Source organism: Gangjinia marincola, assembly GCF_039523415.1.
Taxonomy (GTDB): Bacteria; Bacteroidota; Bacteroidia; order Flavobacteriales; family Flavobacteriaceae; genus Gangjinia; species Gangjinia marincola.
In genome coordinates this window covers 70,603-85,679 of record NZ_BAAAFG010000015.1, presented here as the reverse complement: position 1 = coordinate 85,679, position 15,077 = coordinate 70,603, and the positions used below count along the sequence as shown (strand labels likewise).

The window sequence follows — 15,077 nt, the reverse complement described above, 5'->3', positions numbered from 1 at the left end:
CAGCACAACACATGGCTTCTGCCTATAAATCCTTGGGCGATACGCCAAAAGCCATTGAATACTATCAAAAGGCGATTGGAATGGATGATAACTTGGTCATTTCAAAAACTGACCTGGGTAAATTGTATAGCGCAACGGGCAAGCTTAAAAAAGCAGATAGTCTATTTACTCATTTATCGCAGGCATATCCAGATAATCCAAATTTTCAATTTCAGCTGGGGGTGGTGCGTCAAAAACAAAACGATACCACAGCAATCACCCAGTTTGAACGCGCTATTGCCTTGGATTCATCTCACCAAAAAGCATTGTATCAAGCGGCAAAGGCACACCTGATTTTGCGGAATTATTACCGAGTAAAAATCTTTTGTGAAACTGGATTTAAAACCTATCCCAATAATCCGGAATTGATCAATATGATGGCGCAAATGTATTTCATCAAAGGCTTTCACTTAGAAGCGATTGAATGGTTTGAAAAGTTATTGGCACTAGGAAAATCAGATAAGTTTATCCACGAAAAATTAGCCCTTTGCTATAAAGATGAGCACGAACCAGAAAAGGCTAGTATCCAGTTCAAAAAAGCTCTGCAATATGACAACCAAGACGAGAATTTATACTATGAATTAAGGGTGGCTCAAACTCAGCTTGAACAGTACGTAGAGGCTCAGAATAGTTTTGAAAAGGCAATCTTTTTTAAAGAAGTAACCCTGGCACCGGAGTATTTGGCACTTGCAGGTTTATTCCAGCGGCAAGAAAAATATAAAGAGGCTATTGAACATTATAAACTGGCGATTAGTGAATCACCAAGAAATGCATTCGCACATTATCGCCTTGCTATTGCTGCCGATAATTACTACGCTGACAAGAAATTGGTGCTGTCTTATTATGAAAATTTTAGAAATGAGTTTGAAGACAGCAAACGAAATGGCTATATCATACAACTCGCCAACCGCCGTATTAAAATGTTAAAGGAAGAGATTTTTTTGAGTGAGGGGGCTAAGAACTAGATTTAGCCTAAGCCCCTATAAAAATCTATTGTGATTCATTACTTTTAACCCGTGAAAAATTGGTGGGTCTTTTTACTATTTCTTCTATTGAATGCATGCAAAGAAACAAGCTTGCGCAAAGTCTCTAGCGAAGAAATTCTGCATGAAGAAAAAGCCGGCATGGATTGGGATAAGGTAGAAAGCTATCCTGCATTTAAAGATTGTGGAGAAACGAATGATTCTGCGGTTAACAAGCGATGTTTTGAAGAGCATCTCACCCGGCACGTCCAGACAGTGTTAGAAAAAAGAAAGGAATCTATTCGTGCTTCGGTGAATGAAACAGCCCAACTTTACTTAACCGTATCAAAAGAAGGTAAGACGAAGGTGGATTCGGTAAATATTTCGGCAGCGCTTAAAACTAAAATTCCGTTTTTAAAGGAGTTATTACTTGGCAGCTTGGATAGTTTGCCGCAATTGCAACCCGCATTAAAAAGAGGTATTCCGGTTAAAACTGCTTTTACTTTACCGGTGACTATTTCGACAGATTAGTGCTTAAAAGTCCTGCCTTTCCAAGAATATCCTAAGAAAGAACTTAACGCCACGTAAATGGTGATAAAAGGGTGAAATAGGATAATTTTCCACTGATGTTTAAACAGATCTTGCTGCCCCAATTGTTGCGCCGCTCTAAACAATAGCAATTGATCTGCCAGGGATTTAATTAAAAAGAAGTAGCCCAAAAAAATCCAAAGCCTTGACCAGAAAAAGGCTGTGACAAATAGCCCAATCAAAGAAACATTCATTAATAAGACTATGAGTCCGGTGAATTTTGGAAACCACAGTGTATAGGAAGATGTTTTAGCCGCCCAACGCTTACGTTGTTGTGTAAATGCTGAAAAACTGGAAACAGTTGGAGTAGAAACGGTTGCTTCAATAGCATTTAAATAACTTATTTTCTTGCCATGAGAGAGAAACTTCTGGAGTAAAAAGACGTCATCCCCACTAGCGATGTTAGCGTTACCCTCAAAACCATGAATCTCCAAAAATGCTTTTTTATCATAGCCTAAATTGGCTCCATTGCACATTAAAGGTTTACCAAAGCCAAAAGATCCCATCGTAACTCCTTGTAAACTCAAAAAGTCTAGCGCGTCGTAGATGCTTACCCATTGAGACGGATCATATGAAAGTGTAACGGGTGCAACAATCATGACAGGCTGTTCTTTCTGCAGCAATGCATCAAAATGAGAAAGCCAATTTGCGGGGAGTGAAACGTCAGCATCTGTAGTGATAATAAAATTCCCCTTTGCGGTTTGAACGGCCGTGGTAATCGCGTCTTTTTTTGGAGAAATACTGCTGCGCTGATTTTCTACAATGTTGAAATTTATCTTTTGATCAAGATGTTGATTGATGAGGTCTTGCGAATGATCTGTAGAGGCATCATCTACAAAAATCACTTCGAATAAAGTGTTGGGATAGTTGAGAGATAATAGCGAGTTGAGAAGATCTTCCATACGCTGAGCTTCATTCCTAAACGGTACGATGATACTAAAATGCGTCTTAGGCGTTAAACGTATAAGGTGTTGATTAGGAATACGATGTATGCCGAAAGCTAGCCCAAGGATCAACACAGCATACGTGATGCAGACCAATAAAACCACCCAGATCATGGATAGGTTTTTAGTGTGGTCGTGGTGATTGAAAATAAGCCTAATAGTATGCTACCCACGATCGCCGGAAGAATAAAATTAAGTCCCCACATCAACGTAGTTGCACAAAGAACAGCCAGTTCCTCTGCCCCCATAAATGTAAATATGCTGATAGCAATCCCAACTTTTAGTACTATATCAAACATGGATAAAATAGGTGTAATGGAACTGATCAAATAGGTTAAGAAGATGCCACTCATCACTAAGAGATAAGGCAGCTCTACCTGAAAAATCAGTAATAAAAAATAAAACTGATGCGCAAATACCAGGTACCTCAAAAGACTAAGATGTAAGGTGTTTTTCTTTATGTTGCGCGGAGTCGTTTTTAAAAACAACCGAATTCGATCTACAGAAAAATGCTTAAAGGCCGCTGCGATGTTCCAAATAACATGTTTTAATCCCCATAGGACTGCTAGAAGTGCGCAAATTGCCAAGACAACATAAGCTAGATACTCATAGTAGAAATAATAGGTAAAAATTCCGCAGCCAATTGCGCCAAAAATCAATGTAGCTCCCATTTGCTGTACATTGCCGTAAAAGGTGAGGAACGAGATTTTTTTTCGGTGACCAGCATCTGCATAATAGGCTTTTGCAGTATATTCTCCGGCTTTTAGCGGCGTGATAATAGCTGCTGCATGACCTACTAATGCGATAAAGGCAGTTTGAGCAAAGGAATAGGATTGTACTATGCCAGACAATAATTGCCATTTTTTAATTTCAAGCATCCAGTTTAATACTGTAAAAAGCAAAATTCCGGTTAAAAATAATCCGGAAATTGTGGACGTGGTGTCCAATTGATTCAAGATGCTATCAACACTAATTTCTTGTTCGCTTACGCGGAAGAAAACAAACGATATCACTCCAATAGCAATGAGTAATTTGATTGCTCCAAAAAAGAATTGCGTAGTTTTGCGCTTAAGCATAAACAAATAAACGAATAAAGCTGAAGCCCACCGTGTCAAAATCTGAAAAAATTATCCTTGGGATCGATCCCGGGACAACTATTATGGGGTTTGGACTCATCAAAGTGGTGGGAAAGAAGATGGAGTTTATTCAGCTGAATGAATTGCTGCTTACCAAATACAAAGACCATTATGTCAAGCTTAAACTCATTTTTGAACGTACTATCCAATTAATAGATACCTACAAACCAGATGAGATTGCGATAGAAGCTCCGTTCTTTGGTAAAAATGTGCAGTCCATGCTTAAATTAGGTAGAGCACAGGGAGTAGCCATGGCTGCCGGACTATCACGTGAAATACCCATCACAGAATACCTTCCTAAAAAAATAAAAATGGCGATTACCGGTAACGGAAACGCCAGTAAAGAACAAGTAGCAAAAATGCTACAGAGTTTACTGGGCTTAAAAACCTTACCTAAAAATCTGGATAGTACAGATGGTCTCGCCGCGGCGGTGTGTCATTTTTATAACAGTAGCAGGGTAGAGATTGGAACCTCCTACACAGGCTGGGAAGCTTTTGTAAAGCAGAATTCCCCCCAAGCCCCCAAAGGGGGAGCCCAACGTAGCAATACGGTTATTGATTTAAGAAAAAAGAAGAATTAAAGAGCTGAACGTTGACCAAAGTCCGTAATGATAATTCTGGTAAACCTTCCCCTTCGGGGAGGTCTGGAGGGGCTTCCGGTATTTACCTCCATATTCCTTTTTGTAAGCAAGCTTGTCATTACTGTGACTTTCATTTTTCTACTTCGGTAAGAAAAAAGGGTGAATTAGTGAATGCGCTGTGTGTTGAGTTGGAGCTAAGAAAGAAAGAAGCCCAAGGAGCGATTGAAACCATTTATTTTGGGGGTGGCACGCCTTCACTGCTCTCTCATGCTGAGTTGAACCAGATTTTTGAAACCATTACACAACATTACACCTTAGCCCAAAAACCGGAAATTACATTAGAAGCCAATCCAGATGATCTTACTGCAGAAAAGCTTCAGGACTTATCGCAAACACCCATTAATCGATTGAGCATTGGAGTACAATCTTTTTTTGAAGAGGACTTACGCGTGATGAACCGTGCCCACTCTTCCGCGGAAGCGAAAAAAAGCATTGAGTTAGCCAGAGAATATTTTGACAACATTAGTATTGACTTAATCTACGGCATGCCTAACATGTCTACAGAGCGGTGGGGGGCCAATATAGCTCAGGCGCTGGCATTAGGAGTTCCGCATATTTCGGCCTATGCCTTAACCGTAGAGCCAAATACGGCCTTGAAGAAAATGATTGAAAAGCAGTTAGTGTCGCCCGTAGATGACGATGCAGCCAGAGAACATTTTGACATATTGGTAGATACATTAACCCGAGAAGGATTTGATCATTACGAATTTTCAAACTTTGGGAAACCAGGGTACTATTCACAGAACAATCTGGCCTATTGGATGGGTAAAACCTATGTAGGTATTGGACCCTCTGCACATGGATTTGATGGAAAACACAGGTATTGGAATGTAAAGAATAACACCAAATACATTAAAGCTATAGCCCAAAATGAATTGCCGCATGATGTGGAAACCCTCACTAAAACAGATCAATACAATGAATATGTGATGACCCGTTTACGCACGCAGTACGGCATTTCATTACAGGAAGTGAAGGAGAAGTACGGCAAAACCTATTATAATTATTTGTTGAAGCAGGCTGAGCCTTTAATTGAAGATCATTTGTTGTTTAGAGATGAGGATATCATTAAGGTGAGTACCCGCGGAAAGTTTTTGAGCGACGGGATAGCGTCAGACTTATTTTTAATTAATTTGAGTTAAATATAGCATGTTAAAAGACTGCTATCATTCATATCATCGTAATAGTACAATATTACAATGATGCGTTTTTTGGGCTGTTTCACCGTCATTTACCGCAGTTACATCAATAGAAAACATTCATTCCAGCAATTCTACGTATTTTAGAGATGTCTATATTGATACGCCCTATGATTGCAGAGATTACTTGTAAAATAGAAATCACTTACAAGCAAATAATACTGGGATTTTAAAAGTAAGAAACCTAATTAATAATCTTGACAGAAAGCAAACTACATAATCTTTATAAAACGATTGGATATTTTCTGATTGCAGTAAGTCTAATTTTGATTTTACTCCCCATTGATAGCTCATCAGTTCAAAACAAATATGGAATCGTTTTAGCCATGAACATTGGTTTTCATATGTTTTATCATATGATTAGTATTGTGCCATTAAAACAATTGAATTGGGTTAAAGACAATCCAGTGTTACAAAATCTTGCTTTCAAAGGTATTATGGTAATGTCCTTTTTTATGCCTATTGCATGTATTATGGCTTCAATTATAATTATTATAGATTCATTTTCAAATCAAACATATTACAAGCTGACGGTACTATTAGTATTCTTGGGAGTAATACTTGGAGCATTTAAACTAAATTTGAAATTAAGGAGCTGGAGAGAAAGCGCACTACAACAACGGGCATAAAAAAGCAACAGTGGCTCTGTTAGAGGAGTGCATAAATTGAAGATGATCGTCAAATATTTAAATTTGACTTTATAATAATCCTAAAAGTTAGTGTCATTTCACAAGCTAAGTTTCATAAAAGATCAATACATATCATGATTGCAGAGATTACTTATAAAAACAGAAAAATTACCATTGATCTTAATAAACCCGTAGATTTATCTATTCCGCTGCGAGATGGAGCTAAGAACCCTTTGGTTTGGTATCAAAATCCGCCTAAAATGACGCCCGTTAGGCAAGATGAAGACACCTATTTGGTTGAACAAGGAGCTGCAGTTAATTTTAGAGACATCTATTTTAATCCGCATGCGCACGGCACGCATACCGAGTGCTATGGACACATTGCTGAAGAGATTTATTCAGTCAACAAAGCCTTAAACACTTCTTTTTTTATGGCAAAGGTTGTTTCACTGGTGCCCGAAACTCATGGTGATGACCTGGTATTTTCTAAAAAGCAGTTGGTAAGAAATCTTAGACCGGGAGAGACACAGGCACTTATTGTACGCACCTTACCCAACACCTCAAAAAAGAAAACACGAGATTATAATCATACGAACTGGCCCTATTTTTTAGAAGAAGCGGCGCGTTACCTGCGTGAAAGTGGCATTTCGCATTTGCTGGTTGATCTCCCTTCGGTTGATAAAGAACACGATGATGGCCATTTACTGGCGCATAAGGCATTTTGGAACTACCCAAACACGCCGCGAAGAAGTGCCACGATAACTGAATTAATTTACGTGCCTAACAAAGTGAAAGATGGGTTTTACATGCTCAATTTACAAATTGCACCCTTTGAAAATGACGCCACTCCCAGCAAACCTATTATCTTTGAACTGGACAAGGTAATTGTGCAATCTTAATCTACTAGCATGGAGTTTTTATTTATAGGTCTTGCAGGCGGCGGAATTATCGCTTACTTCTTATTCTCCTCCTTTACGCGGCGTTCTAAAAAACCAAAGGCCGAAACCCAGTCCGTCATATTAATGGAAAGAATTAGAACAGTCTGTAAGTTTATTACGGTAGAAGGCGATTTCGCAGAAATCTACCATTATGAAGATGTCAAAAACAAATGGGTTAATTTGCTTTTGGGAACTAAAAGAGCTCTAGTACTTATTGATGCTAAGGCGCACATAGGTTTTGACCTAACCAAAATAAAAATGGATGCAGATCCAAAAAATAGAGTAATCAAATTGAGTAATTTCCCGGAACCGGAACTTATGACTGTTGAAACCGATTTTAAGTACTATGACAAACGCGAAGGCTGGGCCAATCCTTTTTCTTCTTCAGATCTTACTGAGATCAACCGTGAAGCTAAGCAACATATTATTGATAAAATTCCCAATAGCGGACTTTTAAAAGAAGCTTCTCAACAAGCACTAGAAACCATCCAGCTGATGGAAAAACTGGTGGAGACTATTAATTGGAAACTGGATTACACCGCCTTATTGGATCAAAGTCCCAACTTAGAGATTCCCGAAAAGAACGCCTGATGCACATAGAAGAATTACGCGAATACTGTTTGGCTAAAAAGGGGGTTACAGAGTCATTCCCGTTTGATAATGATACATTAGTGTTTAAAGTGATGGATAAAATGTTCGCGTTATTTTCACTAGAGCGAATCCCGTTAAGTGTTAATTTAAAATGTGATCCAGATTACGCCATAGAGTTACGAGAGAAGCATGATGGATTGATCAATCCCGGCTATCACATGTCTAAAAAACATTGGAATACGGTGATCGTTGATGGTCAGCTTTCAGAAAAACTCGTTCGGCATTTAATCAATCACTCCTACGATTTGGTGGTAAGTAAATTACCTAAAAAGGTCAAGGATCAATTCAATTCGCTCTAAACTATGCCATCTTCCAATCAGTTTCATAGAGAGCAAATTACTACGCATCTTAAAAGATCACGCCTTTTAAAAAAGAAATTAGTCATTTCAAGTACCTTAAGAGGCATACTTTTCATAGCATTATTGACTGCAATGTATTTTGCTTATCCTAATGCAAAACTCGTCATTGGTCTACTCGTAATGGGCGTAGTACTATTTTTAATTCTTGTAACACGTCATGACAACATAAAATCTAAGCGCAGATTGCATCAAAAAATCATAACGCTAAGCGAAATGGAATTGCGTGGATTGAAAGGTGATTTTTCCACTTTTTCAGGGGGAAAGGAGTATAAAAATGCGCACCACTATTTTAGTCATGATATCGACCTGTTTGGAGATCATTCTTTTTTTCAACAGGTGAATAGAACAGGTCTTCCTAAAGGCGGAAAAGTCCTGGCAAATTTGATAACCTCAAATGCGGTAGAAAATATTAAAGAAAAACAGAATGTTGTAAAAGAGCTGGCAGCGATCCCGGAATGGAGACAACTTTTTACGGCACATGCACAACTAGTACAACCGGAAGAATCACCAGAGCGCATCCTTAAGTGGTTGCGGGAATATACCTTCTTCACCCCTAAATTTACTAAGGCCTTGGTTTATGGCTTTTCGGCTGTTTCCGTGGCATTACTCATTGGTTATTGGGCAGATGTACTCCCCGGAAAATACCCTTTAATTTGGTTTTTTATAGGTTTTGGAATAAGCGGAAGATATTTTGCAAAGGTCAATGCGATTTCCTCTAGGACCTCAAAAGCCCAAAGTACGTTTCGTCAGTACTATCAGTTGATTGCTTTAGTAGAGCAACAGGAGTTTAAGAGTAACCCTCTAAAGGATCAACGAGAAAAGATCATTTCAACTTCGAAAAAAGCTTCAGCTATTTTAAAATCTTTTGCTAAACGGTTAGATGAACTGGATCAGCGCAATAATTTTTTGATCGGGATTTTTGGAAATGCGTTTTTACTTCGGGATTTGTATAAAGCACACCAAATAGAGCATTGGATCAAAATGCACCGTGATAAAGTAGCTCAATGGTTTGATGTTATCCCATTTTTTGACGCATATAACAGCTTAGCAAATTATGCGTTTAATCATCAAAATTATACCTATCCTATTATCGTAAATGATCATACAGTAATTAAGGCAGTGCAACTCGTTCATCCTATGATCGACCCGGCAGTAGCTGTCCGTAGTAATTTTCACATTAACACGGGAGAATTTTTTATTACTACGGGAGCAAATATGGCGGGTAAAAGCACATTTTTACGCACGGTTGGGCTGCATATTGTAATGGCGAATGTAGGTCTACCGGTCTGCGCCGAAAAGTCTCATTACCATCCCATAAAGCTCATCACCAGCATGCGTACGACGGATAGTTTGACAGATGATGCAAGTTACTTTTTTAGTGAATTAAAACGTCTCCAGTTCATCACCGAAGAAATCCAAAAAGACCGCTACTTCATTATTTTGGACGAAATTCTCAAAGGAACCAACAGCACAGATAAAGCCGAAGGATCTGCAAAATTTGTAGAGAAATTGGTACAAAGTAAAAGCACGGGTATCATAGCTACCCATGACTTAAGCTTGTGTAAAACTGCCGAAAAATTTGACCGTGTAAAGAATTATTACTTTGATGCGGTGATCAAAAATGATGAACTTTATTTTGACTATACCTTGAAGGAGGGAGTTTGTTCCAATATGAATGCATCTTTCCTTATGAAAAAGATGGGAATTGTTGATCACTAAAATCTATAGCCAATGACATTAGAACAAGACTTAAGAGATCGCAGCGATAATACCTGTGAAATTTGTGCCAATACGACAGATTTGGACATTTATAGCGTTCCTTACAGTCCTATGGATGGCGTTGAAGCTCATCTTTTTTTATGTGAAACGTGCCAAAATCAAATTGAGACCCCTCAACAGCGAGACCCCAATCACTGGCGTTGTCTTAACGATAGCATTTGGAGTGAAGTGCCTGCAGTAAAAGTCATGTCCTGGCGTATGTTATATCGGCTCAAGGCCGAAGGATGGCCGCAAGATTTGTTAGACATGATGTATTTAGAGGATCATGAACTAGAATGGGCAAAAGCCGCAGGCGATGTACAAGAAAAATCGGAAAGAATTATACACCGCGATAGCAATGGCGTCATCTTAGAAGCCGGAGATAGTGTGGTCTTGGTTAAGGATCTTAAAGTTAAAGGCTCCAGTATGGTGGCTAAACAGGGAACCGCCGTTAGACGTATATCGCTGGATCATGAGAATGAGAAGTATATTGAAGGGAAAGTGAACGGTCAACAGATTGTGATCATCACAGATTATGTCAAGAAAACATAAATCCCTGCGAAAGCAGGGTTCTTATTAACGATTTACTTACTAACTACAATAAAAGCATCTACTCCCTTAATCCTCTAAGTTAAACGCTTTAGTTGAAAGATTCACCACGGGATTACTCTTGGCAAATTCTTTAACATGTATGTTAAGGCTCTCGTTATTTTTGATGAGGTCAATCGCCTTATCAGAGGTGATTGATTTATCATTGTAAAAAAAGACTGCATTTTGTTTGGCCATACTAACGATAAGGTCCAATGGCTCTGGAGGGACAGGTGGTAGCGGAAAGCTAACACCATCATCTCTTTCTCGAATGATTTGACGTCGTTTTGTCATCGTTGTGGTCTGTTGTTCGCGTTGTGCCATTATTTGTGTTCTTCTAGCCTCTCGCTGTGCCATGATGACTTCTTTTCTTTCTTTTAATTCTTCTCGCTGAGCTTTTTTTTCTTCACGTGCTTCTTCTCTCTGTTCCATTAATTCTTCTCGCTTAGCTTCCGCTTCTTCCCGTATGGAATCTCTTTTTTTAAAAAGTCGTGCTCTTTTTTCCTTAAGTGCTTCCACCTGTTCTTTTACTTTGCGTTCTTCTTGAGCACCTAAGGGACTTCCATCCTCATTGTAGTAGGTTACTTGACCATTAAGGTTTGACGTTGAGGTGTAGGTTGCGCCATCAATAGTTACTGTTCCAGAAATTTTTCGATTCGATTCGTAACGCTTCTCTGCAATGTTGGTTGAACCTTTTAACGGAACAGGAGGTGGTGGTGGGGGAGGTAAGAATTTATTATTCTGGGTTGAGGCAAATATAATTTTATGCTTTGGATAAGGTTCTGCACTTTTCTTTTGTTGAGGTGTCATGCGACTATACACATCTTTAAAGCCCTCATAAACGCTCTGTCTTATTACGATATCAGGATTCACTGTTAAATCTTTTGCCAGCGTATTATAAAACTTCACTTCTTCTGGTGAAGCCTTATCATTATTCCCTTTTTTGGATTTAATTGGTGAAACGGGCGGCGGTGGAGGTGGTGGCGTATAACCAGAATTATTTTTAATCGGCGCCGGAGCTGCCGGTGCAGGAGGCGGTGGAGGGGGAAGCATAGACCGGCCTGATTTTTTATAGAGTTGGGTTTTTTCAAATTCAGCTTCAAGGCGATTGAGAAAATCCCTGTCGGCATTTTTGGTATTGACGCGAAACGAGAAGTTTTCAAAATCGGCTGCCGACCAGTTTTTGGTTAGCGCATCAACTTTTTTGACAAACTTTTTAAAGGCAACTTTTTCTCCATTAAGGTAAATGGTTTCGTTTTCTATGTTGATTTTGATGAGTTTATCCTGTATTGAATTTTTTTCAAGCTTACTAGGGATTTCAGAATGATTACCCTTAGATCGTATAATTTCTTCGTCTGGCGTGACGATTCGATGATAACCGTAGTTAGAAAACACGTGTTGAATGTAGACTAAATCATCATACGTTTTCTCTTTGTTGGATGTAACATGAATGTTCATGATTTTATCGCGATCCTGTTTAGTAATATCTGTATGAAGAGAAGCGATAAAATTAGCCAGATTATCTTTTTTAACAATGACATTATCTACCTGATAAAAGGTATCATCTAAAATTTTTAGATTAATACTTCGGGCAGTAAGAATATGCGCGTTTGATACATCGTACGCGCTTGGTTGAGCGACTATTTTTTCGTTAAAAAGATAAACGCATAGTGCGATAATGGGGATTAAAAAGCTTACTCGAACGATCAGCTTTTGACGGGAAAAAGAGTGGGATAACATAAGGATTCGTTTTTTAAGGGATGAATAATTAAGTGGACTTTCAAGTCCGGTCTGATGAGGACCGCTTGCATGACATAAAAGCAGGTGTTGATAGGTATGAGAATTGGAGGCTGTTTTTAACGCTTCCTGATCTGCTAGAAATTCGTGGTTTAGTTTAACCGAAGACGTTGCAATCCATACCATAGGATTAAACCAAAAGAGTACGGTGAGTAATTCCACAAAGAGTATGTCCAGGGAGTGCAACTGGCGAACGTGTGCTGCCTCATGCGCAATTACTTCTGGCGGAATAGCATTTTCTTCGTAGGATTTACGCGAAAGAAAGATCCAGGATAAAAAAGAATGCGGAACGACAGCTTTTGGCAAAAGTGATAATGCATAATGATGCTCTTTAACAGTGTAGCCGGTGTTAATCTTTTGGCGAATCTGATAGAGATTTCGTGCAAATCGTATTCCGAAAAACACTACTCCCAGTCCGTAGATGCTCCAAAGCATATGTTCTAATGGGAAAAGGGTTTTTTCAGGATCTTTTGGGTTATCTGTTAGTCCAGAAGAAGGGATTTCATACGTGGTACTAGCCGTAATCTCCTTAGCTAACAGGACTTCATTACTTGTATACGTGATGGTAATCAGCGGAATCGTAAATGAAAATACTAAGCTAGCGAGTAAAAAGAATCGTTTAAACTTATGCAGCGGCGTATTTTCCAGTGCCACTTTATAAAATGCTACTAAAAAGAGCAGGCATAATATGCTTTTGATGAGGTAGGGAGCGATCATGATCTTTTGTTTTTAAGTTGTTGATCAATGATAGTTTTAAGGTGCTCTAATTCTTTTTCACTCAAATTGGTTTCTTGGGTAAAGAAGGAAGCAAATTGACCTGCTGAATCATTAAAGAAATGTTTAATGAGTCCGTTAACGTGGTTAGAAAAGTAGTCGGTTTTTTTTACTAATGGGAAATACTGCCGTGCACGTCCTACCTGCGTATAACCTACAAATTCTTTATCCTGCATGCGCTTAAGCAATGTCGCCACGGTTGTAGAGGCAGGCTTAGGTGCCGGAAACATGTCTAACAGCTCCTTCATAAAGGCTTTTTTCTTTTTCCAGAGGAGTTGCATGAGTTGTTCTTCGGCAGGGGAAAGTGACATAGCTTCAAAATTAATTGCTCTACAAATGTAGAATAATATTTTAATTCTACAAACGTAGAGCGAAATTTTTTTGAAATAGATCTGCTCAGGTACGTTTTCGACGTTTAAAAAATCATTACAAATGAAGACTTAAACATGAGGGAGTAGTAAGCCCCATAACATTTGGCAACAAATTGAAACGAAAGTGGCTTTGGTATCTCTCGACAGGCTCACAACAGGAGCTTCACCACCAATTTTTTTATGTACTTAATGCTGTGAAGTATTTATAGAAATAGGGAATAGTTTCAATACCTTTAAGGTAATTCCAAATGCCAAAATGTTCGTTTGGTGAGTGAATGGCATCGCTATCCAGCCCAAAGCCCATCAAAATGGTTTTGCTTTCCAGTTCTTTTTCAAAAAGCGCCACAATAGGAATGCTTCCGCCTCCACGTTGCGGCACCGGTTTTTTGTTAAAGGTTTGTTCGTAGGCCTTTTCGGCGGCTTGATATCCAATATGATCTATAGGCGTCACGTAGGCTTGACCACCGTGGTGCGGAGTAACCTTTACGCTCACCGCATCCGGTGCGATGGCTTCAAAATGATCTTTAAACAGGGTGGTGATTTTTTTCCAATCTTGGTCCGGTACTAAGCGCATGCTGATCTTTGCGTAGGCTTTACTGGCGATGACGGTTTTAGCACCTTCACCGGTGTAGCCACCCCAAATCCCATTAACATCTAAGGTGGGTCTGATGGCGTGTCGTTCATTGGTGGTGTAGCCTTTTTCACCATACACCGCATCAATATCCAGTGCGTCTTTATATTCCTGAAGATCAAAAGGTGCCTCGGCCATTTTATTGCGCTCTTCTATACTAAGTTCCTCAACGTCATCGTAAAACCCGGGGATGGTAATGTGATTATTTTCATCATGCAGTGAAGCAATCATTTTTGCTAGTATGTTGATGGGATTGGCAACGGCGCCACCGTAGAGTCCGCTATGGAGATCGCGGTTGGGGCCGGTGACTTCAACTTCTACATAGCTTAGTCCGCGTAATCCTGTGGTGATGCTAGGCACATCTTTAGCGATCATACCAGTATCACTAATAAGAATAACATCATTTTTAAGTTTTTCGCGGTTCTCTTTGACAAAGGTCTCTAAACTAACGCTTCCTACTTCTTCTTCACCTTCAATCATGAATTTTACGTTACAGGGCAATTCTCCTTGTGAGGTCATGTATTCCAGTGCTTTCACGTGCATATACATTTGGCCTTTATCATCACAGGTACCGCGCGCAAAGATGGCTCCATCTGGATGTAATTTTGTGGATTTTATGACTGGTTCAAACGGCGGACTGTCCCAAAGCTCCACAGGATCTGGTGGTTGCACGTCATAGTGGCCATATACCAAAATTGTAGGAAGATTAGGATCGATCATTTTCTCTCCATAAATGATGGGGTATCCTTTTGTTTCACATAGCTCTACGTGATCGCATCCGGCTTTTTTAAGCTGATCTGCGACGGCCTGGGCTGTTTTAATGACATCACCTTTATAGGCAGGATCTGCGCTTATGGACGGAATTTTAAGGAGTTCGATGAGCTCATCAATAAAGCGTTGTTTATGTTCATTAAGGTATGTAGCGATGTCTTTCATGAAGTAATGATATTATGAATCGTAAAGATAACAAATGGATGTTTTTTATTTGGGATTTACAGAAGTTATGTATATTTGCACTCCGAAATTATTTTTGGATATGCAAGCGTGGCTCTCCTTCGCTAAAGTTTTGGAG

General features: G+C 39.3%; 15 protein-coding genes. 10 read left to right on the top strand and 5 right to left on the bottom strand.

Going from position 1 to position 15,077, the window contains the following annotated elements; all coding sequences use genetic code 11:
• The first annotated feature begins 11 nt into the window (after positions 1-11).
• Both ABD000_RS08200 and ABD000_RS08195 read left to right on the top strand, forming a co-directional pair.
• Positions 12-1,004: a tetratricopeptide repeat protein gene (locus tag ABD000_RS08200; RefSeq protein ID WP_343765841.1), complete on the top strand. Its 993-nt coding sequence runs from the start codon at positions 12-14 to the stop codon at positions 1,002-1,004.
• Between the two features lie 111 nt (positions 1,005-1,115).
• Entirely contained in the window at positions 1,116-1,532 is a 417-nt protein-coding gene (locus ABD000_RS08195) for a hypothetical protein (RefSeq protein WP_343765839.1), read from the top strand.
• On the opposite strand, the gene ABD000_RS08190 is transcribed toward ABD000_RS08195, so the two are convergent.
• Positions 1,529-2,647, bottom strand: a complete 1,119-nt coding sequence (locus tag ABD000_RS08190; RefSeq protein ID WP_343765836.1) for a glycosyltransferase — start codon at positions 2,645-2,647, stop codon at positions 1,529-1,531. The genes ABD000_RS08195 and ABD000_RS08190 overlap by 4 nt on opposite strands.
• Positions 2,644-3,609, bottom strand: a complete 966-nt coding sequence (locus ABD000_RS08185) for a hypothetical protein (protein WP_343765833.1) — start codon at positions 3,607-3,609, stop codon at positions 2,644-2,646. The genes ABD000_RS08190 and ABD000_RS08185 overlap by 4 nt, the downstream gene beginning before the upstream one ends.
• A gap of 32 nt (positions 3,610-3,641) precedes the next feature.
• On the opposite strand from ABD000_RS08185, the gene ruvC reads away from it, so the two are divergent.
• The 8 genes from ruvC (at position 3,642) to ABD000_RS08145 (ending at position 10,396) form a co-directional block, all read left to right on the top strand.
• Complete coding sequence (gene ruvC / locus ABD000_RS08180; protein ID WP_343765830.1) at positions 3,642-4,250, top strand: crossover junction endodeoxyribonuclease RuvC; 609 nt, start codon at positions 3,642-3,644, stop codon at positions 4,248-4,250.
• Positions 4,251-4,330: 80 nt separating this feature from the next.
• The gene (hemW, locus tag ABD000_RS08175; protein WP_343767289.1) at positions 4,331-5,452 is read left to right on the top strand and encodes a radical SAM family heme chaperone HemW; all 1,122 of its coding nucleotides are present in this window, start codon (positions 4,331-4,333) and stop codon (positions 5,450-5,452) included.
• A gap of 254 nt (positions 5,453-5,706) precedes the next feature.
• Entirely contained in the window at positions 5,707-6,138 is a 432-nt protein-coding gene (locus ABD000_RS08170) for a hypothetical protein (RefSeq protein WP_343765827.1), read from the top strand.
• Positions 6,139-6,272: 134 nt separating this feature from the next.
• On the top strand, positions 6,273-7,037 hold the full coding sequence (locus ABD000_RS08165; protein ID WP_343765824.1) for a cyclase family protein: 765 nt from the start codon (positions 6,273-6,275) through the stop codon (positions 7,035-7,037).
• A gap of 9 nt (positions 7,038-7,046) precedes the next feature.
• On the top strand, positions 7,047-7,667 hold the full coding sequence (locus tag ABD000_RS08160; protein ID WP_343765822.1) for a DUF4230 domain-containing protein: 621 nt from the start codon (positions 7,047-7,049) through the stop codon (positions 7,665-7,667).
• A complete protein-coding gene (locus ABD000_RS08155; protein ID WP_343765820.1) occupies positions 7,667-8,026 on the top strand; it encodes an MmcQ/YjbR family DNA-binding protein in 360 nt (119 codons plus the stop codon). The genes ABD000_RS08160 and ABD000_RS08155 overlap by 1 nt, the downstream gene beginning before the upstream one ends.
• A 3-nt stretch (positions 8,027-8,029) precedes the next feature.
• Positions 8,030-9,805 (top strand): MutS-related protein, encoded by a 1,776-nt coding sequence (locus ABD000_RS08150; RefSeq protein WP_343765817.1) that lies wholly within the window; start codon positions 8,030-8,032, stop codon positions 9,803-9,805.
• A 12-nt stretch (positions 9,806-9,817) separates the two neighbouring features.
• Complete coding sequence (locus tag ABD000_RS08145; protein ID WP_343765814.1) at positions 9,818-10,396, top strand: PhnA domain-containing protein; 579 nt, start codon at positions 9,818-9,820, stop codon at positions 10,394-10,396.
• A gap of 66 nt (positions 10,397-10,462) precedes the next feature.
• On the opposite strand, the gene ABD000_RS08140 is transcribed toward ABD000_RS08145, so the two are convergent.
• From ABD000_RS08140 to ABD000_RS08130, 3 genes are all read right to left on the bottom strand, one after another.
• A complete protein-coding gene (locus tag ABD000_RS08140) occupies positions 10,463-12,946 on the bottom strand; it encodes a M56 family metallopeptidase (RefSeq protein WP_343765810.1) in 2,484 nt (827 codons plus the stop codon).
• On the bottom strand, positions 12,943-13,314 hold the full coding sequence (locus tag ABD000_RS08135) for a BlaI/MecI/CopY family transcriptional regulator (RefSeq protein ID WP_343765808.1): 372 nt from the start codon (positions 13,312-13,314) through the stop codon (positions 12,943-12,945). The genes ABD000_RS08140 and ABD000_RS08135 overlap by 4 nt, the downstream gene beginning before the upstream one ends.
• A 238-nt stretch (positions 13,315-13,552) precedes the next feature.
• Positions 13,553-14,941, bottom strand: a complete 1,389-nt coding sequence (locus tag ABD000_RS08130) for a dipeptidase (RefSeq protein ID WP_343765805.1) — start codon at positions 14,939-14,941, stop codon at positions 13,553-13,555.
• Positions 14,942-15,077 lie beyond the last annotated feature (136 nt).